Origin of the sequence: Dyella humi, assembly GCF_044904605.1 — a bacterium.
Lineage (GTDB): Bacteria > Pseudomonadota > Gammaproteobacteria > Xanthomonadales > Rhodanobacteraceae > Dyella_B > Dyella_B humi.
The window spans coordinates 1,256,744-1,274,601 of the sequence record NZ_JADIKI010000022.1 but is presented as its reverse complement, the minus strand read 5'-3'; the positions used below and the strand labels follow the sequence as shown (position 1 = coordinate 1,274,601).

The 17,858-nt window shown below is 57.7% G+C and carries 15 protein-coding genes; 5 read left to right on the top strand and 10 right to left on the bottom strand.

What is annotated here, in order from left to right:
* Positions 1 to 155 precede the first annotated feature (155 nt).
* Both ISP18_RS10455 and ISP18_RS10450 read right to left on the bottom strand, forming a co-directional pair.
* Complete coding sequence (locus ISP18_RS10455; RefSeq protein ID WP_380010531.1) at positions 156 to 3,155, bottom strand: TonB-dependent receptor domain-containing protein; 3,000 nt, start codon at positions 3,153 to 3,155, stop codon at positions 156 to 158.
* 524 nt (positions 3,156 to 3,679) lie between these two features.
* Positions 3,680 to 5,377, bottom strand: coding sequence for an NAD-dependent malic enzyme (locus ISP18_RS10450; RefSeq protein WP_380010528.1), 1,698 nt, complete (start codon positions 5,375 to 5,377; stop codon positions 3,680 to 3,682).
* 152 nt (positions 5,378 to 5,529) lie between these two features.
* On the opposite strand from ISP18_RS10450, the gene ISP18_RS10445 reads away from it, so the two are divergent.
* Both ISP18_RS10445 and ISP18_RS10440 read left to right on the top strand, forming a co-directional pair.
* Positions 5,530 to 5,655 carry a hypothetical protein gene (locus ISP18_RS10445; protein WP_380010525.1) on the top strand — a complete coding sequence of 42 codons (126 nt, stop codon included), beginning with the start codon at positions 5,530 to 5,532 and terminating at the stop codon, positions 5,653 to 5,655.
* Between the two features lie 97 nt (positions 5,656 to 5,752).
* On the top strand, positions 5,753 to 6,199 hold the full coding sequence (locus ISP18_RS10440) for a DUF2501 domain-containing protein (protein WP_380010522.1): 447 nt from the start codon (positions 5,753 to 5,755) through the stop codon (positions 6,197 to 6,199).
* Positions 6,200 to 6,268: 69 nt separating this feature from the next.
* Here ISP18_RS10440 and ISP18_RS10435 read toward each other — a convergent pair whose 3' ends face one another.
* The 4 genes from ISP18_RS10435 to ISP18_RS10420 all read right to left on the bottom strand — a co-directional run bounded on the left by ISP18_RS10435 (position 6,269) and on the right by ISP18_RS10420 (position 9,146).
* Positions 6,269 to 6,712: an SRPBCC family protein gene (locus ISP18_RS10435; RefSeq protein ID WP_380010519.1), complete on the bottom strand. Its 444-nt coding sequence runs from the start codon at positions 6,710 to 6,712 to the stop codon at positions 6,269 to 6,271.
* A gap of 91 nt (positions 6,713 to 6,803) precedes the next feature.
* Entirely contained in the window at positions 6,804 to 7,199 is a 396-nt protein-coding gene (locus ISP18_RS10430; RefSeq protein WP_380010516.1) for a DUF427 domain-containing protein, read from the bottom strand.
* 156 nt (positions 7,200 to 7,355) lie between these two features.
* Positions 7,356 to 8,279 (bottom strand): SMP-30/gluconolactonase/LRE family protein, encoded by a 924-nt coding sequence (locus ISP18_RS10425; RefSeq protein WP_380010513.1) that lies wholly within the window; start codon positions 8,277 to 8,279, stop codon positions 7,356 to 7,358.
* Positions 8,280 to 8,336: 57 nt separating this feature from the next.
* Positions 8,337 to 9,146 carry an AraC family transcriptional regulator gene (locus ISP18_RS10420; protein ID WP_380010510.1) on the bottom strand — a complete coding sequence of 270 codons (810 nt, stop codon included), beginning with the start codon at positions 9,144 to 9,146 and terminating at the stop codon, positions 8,337 to 8,339.
* A gap of 78 nt (positions 9,147 to 9,224) precedes the next feature.
* On the opposite strand from ISP18_RS10420, the gene ISP18_RS10415 reads away from it, so the two are divergent.
* Positions 9,225 to 9,758, top strand: coding sequence for a hypothetical protein (locus ISP18_RS10415; protein ID WP_380010507.1), 534 nt, complete (start codon positions 9,225 to 9,227; stop codon positions 9,756 to 9,758).
* A 107-nt stretch (positions 9,759 to 9,865) separates the two neighbouring features.
* Here ISP18_RS10415 and ISP18_RS10410 read toward each other — a convergent pair whose 3' ends face one another.
* Positions 9,866 to 10,570, bottom strand: coding sequence for a YceI family protein (locus ISP18_RS10410; RefSeq protein ID WP_380010504.1), 705 nt, complete (start codon positions 10,568 to 10,570; stop codon positions 9,866 to 9,868).
* 273 nt (positions 10,571 to 10,843) lie between these two features.
* Here ISP18_RS10410 and ISP18_RS10405 point away from each other — a divergent pair, with 273 nt between their 5' ends.
* Positions 10,844 to 12,007, top strand: coding sequence for a hypothetical protein (locus ISP18_RS10405; protein WP_380010501.1), 1,164 nt, complete (start codon positions 10,844 to 10,846; stop codon positions 12,005 to 12,007).
* A gap of 281 nt (positions 12,008 to 12,288) precedes the next feature.
* On the opposite strand, the gene ISP18_RS10400 is transcribed toward ISP18_RS10405, so the two are convergent.
* Entirely contained in the window at positions 12,289 to 13,170 is an 882-nt protein-coding gene (locus ISP18_RS10400) for an NmrA/HSCARG family protein (protein WP_380010498.1), read from the bottom strand.
* A gap of 119 nt (positions 13,171 to 13,289) precedes the next feature.
* Between ISP18_RS10400 and ISP18_RS10395 the strand changes: the two genes are divergently transcribed.
* A complete protein-coding gene (locus tag ISP18_RS10395; RefSeq protein ID WP_380010495.1) occupies positions 13,290 to 14,189 on the top strand; it encodes a LysR family transcriptional regulator in 900 nt (299 codons plus the stop codon).
* A 373-nt stretch (positions 14,190 to 14,562) separates the two neighbouring features.
* On the opposite strand, the gene ISP18_RS10390 is transcribed toward ISP18_RS10395, so the two are convergent.
* Together ISP18_RS10390 and ISP18_RS10385 are read right to left on the bottom strand one after the other, a co-directional pair.
* Complete coding sequence (locus ISP18_RS10390) at positions 14,563 to 15,405, bottom strand: class I SAM-dependent methyltransferase (protein WP_380010492.1); 843 nt, start codon at positions 15,403 to 15,405, stop codon at positions 14,563 to 14,565.
* A gap of 121 nt (positions 15,406 to 15,526) precedes the next feature.
* Positions 15,527 to 17,734, bottom strand: a complete 2,208-nt coding sequence (locus ISP18_RS10385) for a penicillin acylase family protein (RefSeq protein ID WP_380010490.1) — start codon at positions 17,732 to 17,734, stop codon at positions 15,527 to 15,529.
* Positions 17,735 to 17,858: the final 124 nt, after the last annotated feature.

Below are 17,858 nucleotides of genomic sequence, written 5' to 3'. Positions count from 1 at the left end.
AAATGCCTAAATGTTCGTCGTCCCGGCGAGGCCGGGACCCAGCGACTTGGATGTCAGTCAACGTCACTGGACCCCGGCTTTCGCCGGGGCGACGAATCGGTGTAGTTGAAATTAAACGAGAAAATTCAGCGATCGGGCGATATGCGGTTCGCGCATCAAAACTTCTGCGAATAACGCAGATACACGAACCGTCCATAGTCGTACGAGGCGTTGTACGAATAAGCGCTATCGCTACCCGATGAACCGTAGAAATACGGTCCCACGCGATTGAAGATGTTGTTCACACCCAGCGCAATGACGCCGCCCCAAGGTGACTTCCAGTGCACCTGTGCGTCGTTGAACGTCACCGACGGAATCTGCGTCATCGGCGAGACACCGACGCCCGGCTGGTAGTAATTCGGCAATGTGCATGCGAACGCCGAATACTGCGGGTTGTAGCAGGAATCCTTGAGCGGCGAGTAATAACGTAGCGTCCACTGCGCGCCGAAATTGTGGTAATCCCAGTTGATGGTGAAGTTGGAACGTAGGCGCCAGGAGGAACCGGTGCCGTTGACTGAGGTCACCGGCGTGCCGGAATACTGCTGATAATCGTTGCGCGTGTAGTACGTGGACTGGGAGGTCAGCTTGAACTCGCCGAACGAAAACTTCGGCAATGTGTACGACAGGTTCACGTCGTAGCCGGCGGCGCTCATGTAGCCCTGATTTTCCTCGCCCATGAACAGCCCGCTCACCTGATACTGGTCGGCGGCCGTGCGCTGGAACAAGCCGCAATCCTTGGCGATGGCAAGCGCGTAGCAGTTGTACAGCACCTCGTTCGGCGAGATGTACGAAATGACGTTGCGCACCTTGTAGCTGAACCAGTCGACCGAGGCGTTGAAGCCTGGCAAATAGCTTGGGCTGTAAACGAGTCCGAGCTGCGCGCTCTTGGACGTTTCCGGACGAAGCCTTGGATTTCCGCCCTGGGTGAACGGTGCGTACACCGGCGAGCCGCCCGGCGAAGTCACCAGCGCATTGGGTGCCTGCTCCTGCATGAATCCATTCGTGTACAGGCTTCCCAGGCCTGCCGCATTCAAGGCGTCCTGGCTCAGCGCAGGTTGTCCGCCGATGCCGTTGGCGCAATTCTTGGCGACCTTGGCGTTGTAGCGGGCCAAGCCATAGGTAACGTCGCACGGATCGACATAACCGGCATAAGTGGTCGTCACACCGCCATACAAGTCGCCCACGGTCGGCGCACGGAAACCGGAACCGTAGCTCGCGCGAACCAGCAAGTCGTCGATCGGCTTCCAGCTGATCTTGTATTGGTTGTTATGCGTGTTACCGAAGTTGGTGTAGTGCGAGAAGCGGCTGGCAACGTCCACGCTCAACGACTGCGCAAACGGCATATCCTTCAAGAGCGGCACGTTGACTTCGGCATAGGCTTCGTTCACACCATAACCGCCACTTGTCGGCTGACCGGCGAGGTTGGTGGTAAGGCCCTGCATCGAAGGCGTATCCGGTGTGTCGTAGCCCGAAACGGAGCGATGCGAGGCGCCCAAGGCCACGTTCACGCCGCCTGCCGGCAGCGTCAGCACTTCGCCGCTCACGTCGACCTGCGGACCTTTCTCCGAACTGCCGTAACGCTCATACGTGTCGACGGCGATGTATTTGAGCATGTCCGCGGTGTAACCGCCGGGACCGGCCAACGCGTTGAGCGGCACGCAGCCGGCAATGACATTGCCTGGCGTACCGCATTCCACCGTGCCGTTGGAAGCCATGAACGAAGGCCCCAGCGCGTTCGCCAGATGCGGCAGGTAGAAGTTGCCGGTGTCCATGATCGTGCCGGCGTAACGTGTGTCGTAGTAGTAGGCGTCCCAGCTGAACTGGTGCTCGCCCAGGTTGAAATAGCCTTCCAACCCTGCGCTGAAACGGAAGTTCTCAGATTTGTTGATGTTCAGGCGCGGCAGTTCCTGCACATAACGCTGGAAGGCCAGGTCAGTCGGCGTCTGCCCGTCCGCGTTGGTCGGGTTGTAGTAACTCTGCGCCGACAGCATCAAGTTGTTGTACTGCGGCTGCGCCAGAGAAACGAGACTGGAGGTAGAGAGCGGAAAACCGCCGAGTTCGCTGGTATTGCGGTCCTGGTTGAAGGCCGCGCTGAAATTGGCGGAGAGGTTGTCGGAGAGGTTGTACTGTCCCTGCAGGAACAGGTTCTTCATGTTCGTTGCGCTCTGCAACGACATCTGATTGCTATAGTTGTAGGTATCGCCTGCGTTGGTCACTCTTCCGTTGGACGCATAGGTGGGCTGCACCTGCAAGTGATAGTCGTTGATGTTGCGCGGATCGCCGCCCGCATTGAGCACGGAAACAGTACCGTCCGGGTTGTAGTACTCACCGCTGGCGCCCATGGTAGACAGGCCGTTCAACGGAAACTTGTCGGTCAGCGGATAGGCGCTGTAAGGACGACGGTTGGCGTCGATCGCATCCTGGTTCTGATACTGCGCCGAGAACAGGATCGAACCACGCGAACTGCTTTTGCCGAACGTCACACCGTACTGGCCCTGCGAACCATCGCCGTGCGGCATGAATTTGCCTTCATACGTGTCGATCTGGGCGCCGTTGAAATCCTTCTTGGTAATGATGTTGACCACGCCGCCGATCGCGTCCGAGCCATACACCGCCGACGCGCCGTCGGCCAATACGTCGATGTGGTCGATGATCGATACCGGAATGGTGTCGAGGTTGGCCATGCCCATGTACGACGTTCCCATGCGCTTACCGTCGATCAGGACCAGTGTGCGCGACGCGCCTAGTCCGCGCAGATCGATGGAACTGCCGCCAACGTCGGGACCGGCTTCGAAGGGTTCGGATTTGCTGACGTCCGGTGTGGAAGCCGCAGTGAGGTTCTGTAGAAACTGCCCCACCGTAGCGAACCCTTGGCGCTGGATATCCGAAGAGGTAATGGTTACGACGGGCTGCGCCTGTTCAATGTCCACACTGCGAATCAGCGAACCGGTAACCTTGATCACTTGCAGCGGTTTCTGTTGTACATCCGGTGCCGCGGATGCCTGATTTGCATCGGACGATGTCGTCTGCGCCAGTACGGTATCGGCATGCCCAAGCGTGCCTGCCAACGAACTGCAAATAAGCACGCACAGCCATTTACGCTGTTGATCTTTCATGAAACAAATCCCCTAGGACGTCGAAAAACTTGATTTTTCCCAGCAAAAAACCGCCTCGGCTGCTGAGGGCTCGCCAAGGGGAAAAAGTCGCGCTGTTTGAAATAAGTTAAGCGATTATGGCCAGTGACTCACTGTCCAAATTGGGCCAATGAAATGTCTTGGCCGGCCGATATGCAACAGCAAAAACATATCCGCAAATTAATGCGATGCCTGCCATAAACAGTGGCCTGATTGCACCAGAGCTTTGTCCTCTCCGGAGATGGTGATGGCTTACCGATAAATCCTAGAATTAAAGCTGCATACCAAGTTCTTCGGCGATTTGTCGAGTTGAAACGTAGCGATGGCACATATCTGCGTTTTCAATGTGTGGGGGCACAGGAGTGATATGCACGACGATTCTCGCGGTTAATCCATGCGGGCACGTTAATCCGGCCAATGGCGCCGGCGATCCATGGCATCGCCGGCGCTTTTTCTTTTCCAGAATTAACTTTTTACCTGATTAGCTGGTTCATCGCTGAGGCGCTTTACTCAGCAAGCTCATAAGGCAAATATTTTGGCTCCCACACGATCGCCCGAATACGCTCGTCGATAATCGCGTCATCACAACGCTCTGCCACGCCGTCCTCCTGCGCCTGTCGTGCAACGACCTTTGCCACAGCCATGGAAACATCGCGCAATTGATCTACCGGCGGTAGCAGTGTTGCTGTTTTGTCCTTCACTGTGGGCGACATGGCCGCCACTGCCTTGGCCGCGACCATGAACATGGCATCCGTCACGCGCCTCGCACCGGTCGCCAATACACCCAAACCAACGCCGGGGAAAACATAGGAGTTGTTGGTCTGATCAACATGGATGGCGCTGCCCTTCCACTGGACCGACGCGAATGGGCTTCCGGTGCCGATCAGCACGCGCCCTTCCGTCCACTCAACCAGTTGCTGCGGCGTGGCCTCGCTGCGCGAGGTCGGATTGGAAAGTGGAAAAATCACTGGACGCTCCACGTTCTGCGCCATCGCGCGCACCACCGGTTCCGTAAACGCACCGGCCTGCCCTGAAACACCGATCAATACAGTGGGCTTGGCACGCTGCATCACTTCGAGCAGCCCGATATGGTTCGATGCATCGCCCCACCCTGCCACGGTTTCGCGCGATTGCACGAACGGCGCCTGCGCCGACGTGACGCCTTCCATGCCCTCCACCAGCAACCCGTTACGGTCGACGAGATAGAACGCCTTACGTGCCTGCGCTTCGCTCAAGCCGGCATCCACCATGGCGCGCAGCAGCAAAGAAGAAATGCCGCAACCGGCCGAACCGGCGCCGAGCACGGCAATGCGCTGCTCCGTCAAACTGATGCCGGTGACGTTGATGGCGGCAAGCAAGGTGCCGGCGGCGATGGCCGCGGTGCCCTGGATGTCGTCGTTGAACGTGCACAGGCGATCGCGATATTTCTGCAGCAGGCGGCCTGCGTTCGTGCCCGCGAAATCTTCCCACTGCAGCAACACGTTCGGCCAACGCTCGATCACGGCGTTGACGAATTCCTCCACGAACTCGTCGTACTCGGTACCCACGATGCGCTCGTGCCGCCAGCCGATATAAAGCGGATTGGTCAGGCGCTCGCGATTATTGGTGCCCACGTCCAGCAGAATTGGCAGCGTGAGTTCGGGATGGATGCCGGCACAACCGGTGTACAGCGAGAGCTTGCCGATGGGAATGCCCATGCCGCCCGCGCCCTGGTCGCCGAGGCCCAGAATGCGCTCACCGTCGCTCACCACGATCACGCGCACGTGGTCGAAACGCGGATCGGCCAGGATCTCGCGCATGCGATGCTTGTTGGGATAGCTCAGAAACAATCCGCGTGGCTTGCGCCAGATCTCGCTGAAATGCTGACAGCCCTCCCCCACCGTCGGCGTGTAGACCAGCGGCAGCAGTTCTTCCAAGTGATGCACCAGCACGTGGTAGAACAGCGTTTCGTTGGTGTCCTGCAGATCGCGCAGAAACGCATAACGCTCGAAATCAGTGCTGAAGGCGCGCAGAATTTTCAACCGCCGATCGGCCTGCTCCTCGATGGTGCCGACATGCGGCGGCAGCAAGCCATGCAGGCGAAACACGTTGCGCTCGCGCTCGGTAAAGGCCATGCCCTTGTTCAACATGGGCTTGTTGACGAGGTCGTAGCCGGTGAGCTGGGTTTTGATGACCGTTTGCGCAGTCTCGGCGGATTTCTGCATATCGCATGCCTTTTTTATCACCTGCGCGAATTAGACCCGATATAGCGTTACAGGGGTGTCGGCGGCTGCAAAAAACCGGCACATACATGTGCCCGTTGCCTTACTTCTTCACCGCTGCCCTCGCATTTGCAATCGCTTGACGACGGCGAATCATGTGGACGCCCCTGTGGTTCACGGAACGATTGCAGACCTATAATCGACGCCGGGACGACACGCTGACGATCCAGGACGATATCGCCGGCGAAGCCGCCAAGGCGCTCAAGGCATCGATTCACTGAACCCGTTCATTCCATTGGCAGGGTTATCGAGCGACACGCTGACATACTTCTAACAAGCTTCCGTGTTGAATCGGCACACCCAAAAGGAGGAAGGATCATGAAGACGCACAAGAACGCAATGGCAACAACCGCGGCCATGGCCGCGACAGCCCTGGTGCTTGCCCTGGCCTGTGGCACGGCCACCGCGCAGGATCTCGGCAATCTCGGAGGAAAACTGGGCGGCGTGCTCGGCGGCAGCAGCGGTTCCATGAGCTCCGGCAGCATGGGCAACGTGGCCGGCTTGCTGCAGTACTGCGTCAAGAACAATTACTTGGGCGGCGACTCCGGCGCCTCCGGCCTGGCCGGCAAGCTGCTGGGCAAAACCCAGGGTGGATCCAGCAACACCGACTACCAAAGCGGCCTGGGCGGCATTCTCAAAGGCAGTAACGGCAAGACCACCAACCTCTCCGACGTCGGCGGCGGCAACAGCGACCTGAAATCGAAGATCACCACCAAGGCCTGTGACGTCGTGCTCAAACAAGGCAAGAGTTTCCTCGGCCACTGAACTGCATGCATCAGCCGCTCATCGCGCACCGCAAAGAAACGCACCGGCCTGCCGACCGGTGCGTTTTTCTTATTGACGGATTTCGGCCTCGACCAGATTCGCCAACAACAGCAAGGATTGCTGCCAACCCAGGTAGCACATTTCGGCCGGAATGGCCTCGGGCACGCCTGCCTGCTCCACGTTCAATTCCGTGCCGCATGCCACCGCACGCAATGAAATTGTCGTCTGAATCACCCCGGGCAGGTTCGGATCATCGAACGTGTCGGTGTAGCGAATGCGCTCATGCGGCACCAGCTCCAGGTACTCCCCACCAAACGCATGGTTTTCGCCCGTGGTGAAGTTGGTGAACGTCATCTTGTAGCGTCCACCTACCCTGGCGTCCAACTCATGGACCTTGCCGGTAAACCCGTTCGGCGGTAGCCACTTGGCCATGGCGTCCGCATCTAGAAAGGCGCGGTAGACGCGTTCGGGGGTAGAACGGAGTATGCGGTGAAGACGAATGGTATGGGGCATGGCTTGGTCTCGGTGGCAGAGGAAGGCCCTCTGATCTATATGACGAACGATATCGGAAGAAATCGACGCCCATCGCCATCGACAATACCGGTCAATCGGTCAGCTCGATCGCGTCGACTCGATCCGGATAAAAAGCCACGTAGTCCTTGATCGCAGCAACGGCGTCATATGGGTTTTCGTACGACCACACGGCGTTCGTCGCGCGGTCGCCACCGGCAGGAATGCTGTAATACGAACAGTCACCTTTGTATGGGCAGTAGGTGGCGTGATCGGTGCGTTCCAGCAACGTCATGTCAACGTCGGCGCGTGGAATATAGTGCACGGCTGGATAGTTCGCCTCCTGCAACGTAAGCGCGTGGCGAGTGTCAACCACGGTACGGCCACCTGCCTTCACCACGACACGCTGCGGATTGCGCGCGATGGTGATGGGATGGTCCGGACCAGGCTGTTTGACGGGGCGGGAAGAGAGGGTATCGGACTGGGTCATGATCGCGTCTCCTTTAAGGATGTTCATTTCAGGATGTTCAGAAGAGCGATGTGGGCGAATTGTCGATATCCAAGTGGTGGCGCCTTTTTTGAGAAAGACAGGGGCGCGATACGTAAATGGCTGTGCTTGATACATGCGTTGACGAGTGGCCTGTACTCAGGGCCGTCCCGCAGCCGCAGCGGGTGCTTCGGCGGTCAATATCTTCCCGGTTCGTGCGGACGCGACTGCGGAAGCGTTTTCCATGCCGCGCCACTCGGTTGCTACCAGGAATAGGGTCTTACCTTCTGCTCCTCCCAGCATGCAAGCAAAGCAGCCACGGTCAAGCGCAATGGTTTGGACCACTTCTCCACCTTCGAGCACGCGCACGCAGCGCTTATTAGGCACATCCCCATACCAGACAGCGTCGTCAGCGTCGACGCAGATGCCGTCGGGACATCCCTCTCCCAAATCGGCCCACACACGTCGATGGGATAGGCTTCCATCACCTTCGATGTTGAAAGCGGTGAGCCGTCTCCCATGAGACTCGGCGATGATCAACGTCTTGCCATCCTGGGTAATGGCCATTCCGTTAGGGAAAGCGATGTTGTCGGCCACTTGTCGCACGGATCCATCCGGATTCACGACAGCGATGACACCAGGCCCTCCGTTGACGTAAGCGCGTCCATTCCTGTCTACGACGATTTCGTTCCAGCCCATATCAGAGATACTGCGTAAATCGGCATGAGTCACTACCATACCGTCTACCTCTTTGCGCAATATCAGACTGGCCCGCCCTGCCACGATAAGAAGGCGCCCGTCAGGTAGCCAGTCGATGGAAAAAGGAAGATCAAGATGGGTTTCGACCATCACTTCGCTGTTCCCCAACGCATCGACGGCGACGACTTGCTGGGTTCCCCAGTCGGCAAACCATAGGCGACCCTGATGCCAACGCGGTGACTCACCCATGGCGATACCGCTCATAAGTGTTTGAACTTCAGGCTCAAGAGGCTGTTTCGAAGACATAAGGCCAATCTCCATTTCAGGATTAAGGCTCAAAGTGAGCTTATCCTTTAGACGATCGGAACCTTCAGAAATAGACATGCTTCATCATCTGACAATGAAGCCATCGCCACATGATTCGATATGCCTCATAAGGGCCTAACACCCTCGTAAAGTGGCACTCATCGCCGGCTTTCCAAAATACAGCGTAGGTGTGGTTCCCAGTGCAGAGCGGAAGGCTGCAATAAATGCGCTAGGGGTGCTGTAACCTGCTTCCAGGGCAACATGAGTCACCTTCGATCCTTCGCCGAGAAGGCGCAAGGCGTGCATCAATCGAAGCTGTTGCCTCCATTTGCCGAAGGTCATCCCCGTTTCGTCCAGAAAAAGTCGCTCTATCGTTCTTCGACTGGCGCCGCTTGCTCTACAGACTTGATCGAGCGACTGGTGGTAACCGGGTTCTGCCAGCAGCGTTTCGGTAACGCGGAGTGCTCGTGGGTCGGTCAAATGAGGAAGTTGCAGGGGCACCATCTGAATGATTTGCAGCTGATCAATGATGATGTCGATCACATGACGCTGTGCGCGGACCTTCGTCTGCAGTGAGCTGAACGTGCACGCGTAAAAAATGAGCTCTTGCAGCAGCGGCGACACGTTTATGACGCAGCACTCACGTGGCAAGGTTTTCGCAAGCCTGGGTTTTAGATAAAGCGTCCGCATGGCCACGATGCCTGACATGGTTATCGTGTGCGGAATGCCCTTCGGTATCCAGACGCCTCGATGAGTCGGTACCACCCACGTGCCGCTAGTGGTGCGAACAGTCATCACACCGCGTGATGCGTAAACCAACTGGTCGCGATCATGAAGATGCAGCGGAATGGTATGCCCGGCAGGGTAATCACGCGTAAGCGTAACTATCGCGTCGGCACTATTCTCCACGCGATCGACAATCACCGTTTGTCGCTCATTCGACATTTATTGTCACTGTATCGATAGTCTGCAAGTGCCGCAACGACCATGCTGGGTCACATCGAACGGTGGAGCAACGCAATCATGACCCAGCAGCTACGGCATCTTGTTCTGGTTTCCATAGCGGGCGCATGCATGGCGCTCACCCCACAAGCCTTTGGTGCATCGACAGCATCGTCTTGCGCTACCGCTGCAGAAAGCCGCCAACTCGACTTTTGGGTCGGCAGCTGGGCTATCGGAGGACACGGCGCAGGGGCCAACGCGTCCAGCAATGTTTCCCTGACGCTGGACAAATGCGTGGTGATCGAGCGCTGGGACGGCGGTCGCGGGCATCGTGGCGAAAACATCTTTGCGTACAGTGCGGACGACAAACATTGGCACGGTATGTTTGTGGACAACGAGGGACGTGTGCATACATTTCAGGACGGAAAAGCATCACCGGATGGCTTGACGTTCTCAGGCCCCAGCATCGGGCCCGATGGAGCATCGGTGCTCAATCGCGTCCAGATAATCCGGATCGGGCCAGACAGAGTGGATCAGGTGTGGGAGAAATCAGCCGACAACGGCAACACCTGGTCCACCGCTTTTCGCGGCGAATACTCGCGAAAGAACCCTTGAGTCGGCGAGACGATAACCGCACCAACACGTGGCACAACGGACCTCAGTCGTTGTGCCGCGTGACGGAATCACGCAATATATTGGTGAACGTCCTTTTATAACTGGCGTTAGTGTGATTTGCCGGCAGCAGTCGCCAACGGCGGACCAGAGAACTCGGCCTCAATAGACACGTCGATCAAGTCACCCACGCCCATCGTTGTGCCCGGAGCGGGCACGCCATATCCCATACCGAAATCTGAGCGCTTGAAGGCCCCATGCGCGGAGAATCCGATGCGAGCGTGTGGGTCCATGGACATTCCTGGATACCCACCGTTGTAAGTGCCGGTTAGAATCAGTGGGCGCGTGACACCGTGCAAATCCAGGGTGCCCGAGATTTCAAACGATTTGGCGCCGGTCATTCGAATTTTTTCCGAGCGAAAGACGATCTTGGGAAACTTTTTTGTGTCAAGGAACTGGGGTCCTTTCACAATATCCGTACACATCTTCGGTGCCGCATCCATTTCCAACGACGCCGTATCGACAGTAGCTACGAGCTTGGATGCAGGTATGTTGTTTGGATCGAACGTCAATGTTGCATCGAAGCGGCTAAATCGCGTGGTGTAAGTCGAGAACCCCATGTGGCTTACACGAAGTTGCAGACTCGCGTGGGCCTTATCGATTTGGTACACGCCAGCGGGCGGTGCAGTCATGGGTGGCATTGCAGGTGGTGCGGAAGAGTCGGCAGCGTGAGACATTGCGCAATACGCACCAAGCAAGATGGCAACCGAGCTGGCGGCAAGCCGCCGAGAAGCTGTTCGGATAGTGTTGTTCATGGCAAGTTATTCCGTCTAAGTTGAAAGGGCTCGATCAGGGCTGCCAACGCGGATAATCGCTGTCCATGTTCCGCGGCATGCGTGCTCCTGCCGGTTCCGGGTGTCGTACACCTCAGCGGCGTACTCTTCCATCCATGCAACGAACGACTGACAGCTAAATCGACACGAGTCGGTGCCTGCGTTGCCAAACTGACCACAAACAACATTTTGCATGGACCGAAACGCTGGTAGAACCATTGGGTCTAAGCAGCCATCTGAATCAGGGAGATATCGATGCCAACAGTGCCGTGCCATCTTTTTCCTTTTTTACTCCATTGGATTACCCGCGTGCGTTATGTCATCAACCGTTCTTACCGGAGAACGCCTTTTGCCCTCGTCTTGGCCATGACATGGACACTGGGTTTTGCGCACGGGACGGAGTGTCCCGTTGGCGTCAATGTGAATAGCTTTCAAAATTTTAGCGCCGCAGAGCAGCAGGAGATCGTGGGGCAATTAAAGCACTCTGGCGTCGGTTTCGTGCGTACCTCCCTCAGGCCGGACGACAAGAACATGAACCTGGCGAAGACTCTCCAGGACGAGGGGATCGGGCTGGTTCTTGTGTCGAGCATCCAGTTCTCTCCCAATGCTCCGCTGCGCCCTGCCGACACGACGCGGCATTTTAGAAGCGCCACGCCTCTGTCCTATGCCGATCCTGAGCGCTCCCGTGCCTACTTCCAAACGATCTTCGACAAACTGGACGCAAAAGGAGTCGTGTTGACGGGAGTGGAGTTGGGCAATGAGATCAATTGGGCCGATTTCAACGGGGACTTCCCGATACCCGGCCAAGGCAAGTCCTTCACCCTGGAGGATCTCTCCCAAGATCCAGAAGCAAAGCAGGTTGCTCAAGGATTCCTGCAGTATTTGAAGGTTTTGGCTGTCTTGAAGGAGGTGCGCGATCATTCCAAGCTAAACCAGCACACACCCATCATTTCGGCCGGAATGGCTGCCGTGACCGGCGGATCGTGGCAGCAAAAACTGCAGGTCGATGGCGTCTCCATTCCGGCTACCTATGCGTATCTTCGAGCCCATGGGCTCGACAAACTCGTTGACGGCTATGGAGTCCACGACTATCCCCCGGAAGTGAATCCGGGAGACAAAACCGCCGCTGCGCAGCGGATCGCCATGTTGGATAAATCGATTTTTCCGCCAGGAAATACGAAGCCCTACTGGCTTACGGAATGGGGATTTTCCAGTACCGCCAAATCCTCCGGCGACGATCAGACCCGCGCCCGTTCTGTCGCGGAGATGCGCACTTACTTCCTTCACCTTTTTCGGCAGGGACGCCTAGATGGCATATTTTGGTATGTGTGGAATGAGCCGGATCATGATTCCATCTATCGCGGGGGAGTGCTGATGGAGGCCGGTAGGCAAGCTATCGCACCCATGCCTGCACGCTAAGATCAAGCGATCGGCGAGATTGATCGCGGCTAAAACTCTCGACTCGACGGAATAGATCCAGCACCGAATCTTGTTCGTCGTGCAGGCGAAAGCTGGGACCCGATGATCCGGGCTTTCGCTTACTGCTGTCTGGGGAAGGTTGCCATGGTTGGTGTTGAACCTCAGCGCACCCTGCCCTTTTGCTCGTCATCCCAGCGAAAGCTGGGATGACAGGTGAAGATCACTGCGGAGCCCATATCACGAGTTATGAAATTCTCAATAAGGGCCCTCAAGGACGTGCTTTATTGTGCACGCCATTGAGCCGCCGCATCGCGCGCGAAATCGCGGTAAGACCTCGGTTTGCGACCGAGCAGTTGCGACAAGCGCGACACATCGTCCGCGGTGGCAATCGCGCCGTCGCTTTGATAGCGACCAAACATGACTCGCATATCCAGCGCCAACCATGCGGGCATCATGGTCTTAAGCAGCCCCTCGAATCGCTGCAGATCATCGCCGGCATGATTAATGGGGCGATCCAAAGCCTCGCTCCAGATTGCGCTCACTTCACGTGCGGTGATGATATCCGGACCCACCAGGGCGTAGGTTTCGCGAGGTAACGGGAAAGCAGCCTGTTCGCGGCGCAGCAGCTCTAATGCCGCAGCCTCGCCAATGTCACGCACGTCCACCATGGAGATGCCCTTCTGCCCGATGGGCATGCCATAGACGCCGGCATTGAGCAGCAGATCCTTTTGGCGAAGGTCGTTCTGGATGAAGTACGCGGGACGCAGGATCGTCGCCGGCAGATCCAGGGCCTCAATCATCTGTTCCACCGTGTTCTTGCTGGCAAAGTGTGGCGCGTCGGCATAAGCGTCGCCCTTGAACACGGACAGGTAAACGATGCCTTTGACACCGGCCTCGTGAGCCAGCGTCAGCGCCTGCATGGCCTGCGTCAGTTCATCGGCGACGTTGGGCACCAGCAGGAAGAGCGTGCTGACGCCATCCAGTGCTTTGCGGAACGAGTCCACGTCGGCCAGATCGCCCTGCACTGCTTTGACTCCGGCAGGCAATTGCGCCTTGTCCGGTGATCGGGTCAGCGCCCGGACCTCTACACCCTTTTTGCCACCCAGATGGGCCAGGACCTGGGAACCCACCACACCCGTACTGCCCGTTACCAAAATAGCCATGTCGAGTCTCCTCATCGGTTGAAAATTCGCGGTGATCCGCGGTGAAGACACGATAGGTGTTTTATTTCAGATAGGAAGTCGCCATGATTTAGACATCTTGTCCCAAAAATGGAACACCCATGGATCTGCAGGCCTTGACCGACTTCTCGCTGGTGGCCACGCATGGCGGCTTTGGTCGCGCGAGCCGAATTTCGGGACGTTCGAAGGCAACGCTGTCACGACGCGTTGCCGAACTCGAGCAAAGCCTTGGGGTAAGGCTCATCGAACGCGGTACGCAGAGTCTGCGCCTGACGGATGAGGGGCGTGTGCTTTACGAGCGTACGCATGGTCCGCTATCTGAAATCACAGAGGCCGAGGAAGCCGTGCGCTTGGGTGCCACCACTCCGCAAGGCCGGCTTCGCGTCAGCGCACCCATTGTGCTTGCGCATGTCGCGCTCAGTCGCGTCAGCGCCCGTTTTGCGCTTGCTTATCCTGAAGTGCAGTTGGAAATCGTGGCAGAAGACCGCAATGTCGATCCGGTCGAGGACGGCTACGACTTGGTGATCCGTGTGAATCCATCGGTCGACGAACGCCTGGTGGGACGGCGCATCCTCGATGATCAACGACTCGTCGTGGCCGCTCCCGGCATGACCAGGCCATCGCTTTCTCAACGCGAAGTCGCAGAATTATCCGTACCCGCCGTGGTTCGTTCGCAAACCCCGAGCGATACCATTTGGCGGTTCACCAGCGCCGATGGAACAGAGCACGCGTTGAAACCCGAGCCCACGCTTCGGCTTTCTTCGCTGTTGATGGTCAGGGACGCCGTATTGGCTGGAGCGGGTGCAGCCCTTCTCCCGAAACTCCTGGTCGAGGATGACGTTGCCGCGGGGCGCCTCGTGCAATGGGGTGTGGATGCGGCTCCACCCGTTCAAGTCTGGGCGCTGCGCAATTCTCGTCGGCTGATTGGTGCAAAGGTCAAGGCATTCCTCGAGGCGATTGAACAAACGTTTCCCAATCGCGCCTATGTTCGAGAAGAGTGAGCTGGCAGCACCAACCTGCTGAGACACAACATCGATCACGAATCCATCTGCTGACTGTCCGTACAACGCGGACAACCGTCCGCGGACACTCGCTCTGTTTTTTCCAATTATCGAAAAATGGCTCTGGAATGCGGCTTTCCGGAGGTGTGAGCGCTTGGCACAGGTCTTGCCATTCCTATCTCGAAAGCCTCAATCAACCGCTCACGGAGAACCGCCATGAAATTCGAAACCCTGATGCTGCACAGCCTGTTCGCTGCCTGCCTGGTGATCTGCGTAACGACTCTCGGCGCGATGCTCGTCTGAACCGTTACCTCGAACAAAGAATTCATCATGCAAATCGTTTCGCGCGTTTTCGGTGGCCTGGACAAAACCATTAGCGTCGTATCGCCAACACACCGTCTAGCGCCAGCTGCGCTTTGAAACCCGCCTTCTCCAGACGTTTCGCCACTTCGCGCGGAACGTCTCGATCGCTGGTGAGTTTGTTGGGACTGCCGGTGTAGTGGAATAAGCGCCCGCCACGGCGAAGCACGCGCGCAAGCTGATCGTAGAACGCCTGCGAGTAGAGTTCGCCGGCAATGCCGAAACGCGGTGGATCGTGCAGCAGTGCATCCACCGAGGCGTCTTCGATTTGCGCAATCGCCGACACAACATCGGCATGAGTGAGCTCAAGGCGACCGCCGCTGGCGGGATCGTCCGGATCCGGCGACCAAGGGTTGAGCGTGCGTAACCACAACACGTCTGGATTCTTCTCGAATGAGCAGATGCGCGCTACGCCAGTCTCCAAACAGCAGGCAGCGAAGTAACCCAGACCACCGCAAGTATCGAGCAACACCTTACCGCGCGGCTCAACCAACGCCACCTTGCGACGTGCGTCCGCTACCGGCGATTCCTTCGCAGTGGGCAGCATCTTGATGCCGTCGATCTCGAAGGTAGGCGCACCCCACTCCGTCGGCACCAGCTTGATCAGCGAGCCGGAAAAGCGCGACACCGATGCGAACTCGTCGCCGTCCCAGTAATAGATCGTGCGTTCTTTCAGTTTGTGGGGATATGGATAACTACAGTCCTTCCACTGCCAAGTGTCCGTCCCCAGCAACGCGACGCCATTCGAGCGACCGAGGTCCAGCGAGCCGGCCCATTCGCGCGTACCAGCATCGCGTGCGGCCAACATGGCCTCGGCTGTGGGGCGTGTGAGCAATGGACCGGAATAATGCGGCACGACGGGTGATCTCCTGGAATAAATATGCAATCGGATTGGGTGAAACGACTTTGTTTTGTTGCGACATCTCGCGGCGAACACAAGCAGACACGTCGGGTGCCAATCAGAGAGAGAAAGTCCGTCACATGCCCGGGTGATAAACCTGCTCCACATGCCCTTTCAACTCCTCCGGCCAGAAATAAACCTGCCGGAGATTTCCCGTCGTATAACGCTCCGCTTCATCCTTGAAATGCGGCGAATCCGTATGGCCGCTTTCGCCGCCAGCGGTGATGGCGCGGGCGTGAACCTTGTCGCCGAACTCCACGACGGCCACGAAGCTGTTGCCGCTGGTACCGTAGTAGCGCTTGGTACCGGGCCAGCGGTGGGCACCGAATGAGGCGAGCGAGCCCCAACGCGATGAGGTGAAAGGCACGGGGATGCTGGGTTTGCTGTCGTTGAAGGGTTGCACGATGTCGCTGGTAAGGCGCTGGAAGCGATTCACTTCGCCCCAGGGCGTGCCCCAGCTGCCGAAATCTTTTTGCAGGCGATCAGAGGCTTCGACAAGTGCTTCGAGGCGTGCTTTCGCGCCGGCTTTTTCCGCCATGCGGTCGTACATCGACAAGCCTTCGGCGTTATCGGCCTTGTCCATCTTGTCCCATAAGATGTCACCCCAGAACACTGCGAGCGTGGTAGGCATGGAGGCGATGCCCCAGCGATAGTCCCAGTTGCGCAGCATGGCGATTTGGCCGGCGAGCTTCTGCTTGAGCGGATCGCTGGCCGGTAGCGCGTCGTAGTCGTGTACAAGGATCGGAAGCTGGCGCGCGAATTCCGGCAGATAAGAATCGAATGCGGTGCTGATCAACGATTCCATGGTGAAGCCCTGCTTGCCAGTCAACAGCATGGTGGCATGTACGCCGCGTGGGTTTTCGCCAACGGTATCCATATAGCGCGGATAATTCTCGCGCTTGGGACTGTACGGGCCGGCGGCGGAATAAGGCCAGTCGTTGGTGTTCATGATCCAGCCGTTGGCTGGATTGAGAAGGTGCGGCAGCTCGTTGAGCGCGTGCAGGCCTTTCCAATCCGTGGCGGGATCGCTGCCATCAACCGGCTTGGTGTAGTCGAAGCGATCATTGCGCTTCGGAATGAATTGCGGATGCAGATAGGCGATCTCGCCTTTGTCGTCCGCGAAGATGGTGTTGTTCGATGAATTGGCTTGAAGTTCGGCCACCTTCATGTAGCCGGCGTAATCGGTGGCCTTGGTGCGCAACCAGCTTTGTTCCAGCGCTTCCAGCGGCTTGTTCATCAGCGCAATGGCGATCCACTTTCCGTCCTTCTCGCGCACGATTGGGCCATGATGCGTGAAATAGGCAGTGAACGTGCGCTCGGCTATCGAGCCATCGGTCTTGCGATACGGCACAGTGATCCGACGCGTAGATACCGGACGCAGTTCACTGCCATAGCGATAGAACAGCTTGTTGTCCTTGTGCACGATGGTTTCGGCGAACTCGTCGACGGCATCGGCGGTGGTGGAGGTATGCATCCAGCCGATGTGCGGGTTGAAGCCCTGGTAAATGAAGAACTGCCCCCAGGTCACCGCGCCGTAGGCATCGAGGCCGGCATCGCTGCTCATCTGCAATTCGGAGCGGAAATAGAATGAGGTGTGCGGGTTGATCAGCAGCAGCGCATGGCCATTCGTGGTGAGCTTGGGCGCAATGGCGATGCCGTTCGAACCGGAGGGCTCGGCCCAGCTCGATGGCGTTTCGACGATCGCGACAGCTTCACCGTCATGGCCGTAAAACGCCTGCAGCTCCTTAATCGACACGCGCTCGATATCGCCGCCGATGCTGCCTTCGCTGAAACTCAGCGCCATCCACGGTTCGAAATGCTGGATCACGCGTGGATGCACTTGCGGATGCTTGGCGAGGTAGTCGTTCAATCCATCGGCCCAGGCATTCATCAATGCCTGCAGCCATGCTGGGCTTTTCGCGTACTGCCGCTGCAGTTCGGCCGGATCGATGAACAGCTTCTGGCGCAAATCGCTCCAGATCGCGGATTCACCTTCAGCTTCGGCAAGACGTCCCAGCGAATTGAGATAGTTGGTTTCAACGCGATTGAAATCATCCTCGGCCTGCGCATAGGCCATGCCGAACACGGCATCGGCATCGGTCTTGCCATGTACGTGGGCGATGCCCCAATCGTCGCGGGTAATGGTGACAGCCTGTGCCTCGCTGCGCCAGCGTGCTTCGTCGTCCGCATGTGCGGTAGTTGCAAGACCGAGCGAGAGAGTGATCGCTGCTGCGAAAGTGCGCTGCTTCACACGCATGGTTGCCGCAATACGGTTGTCTTGCATTGCATCGTGACCTGTTCCGACGGACATCGAGGCATGGTAGCGAGTGCGGCTGGTGGGGGTAAGTTGACCTTTGGGCTACATGGTATGCATGTGTGGCGAGCTTGCCGTGGAATTGGTCCAGCTC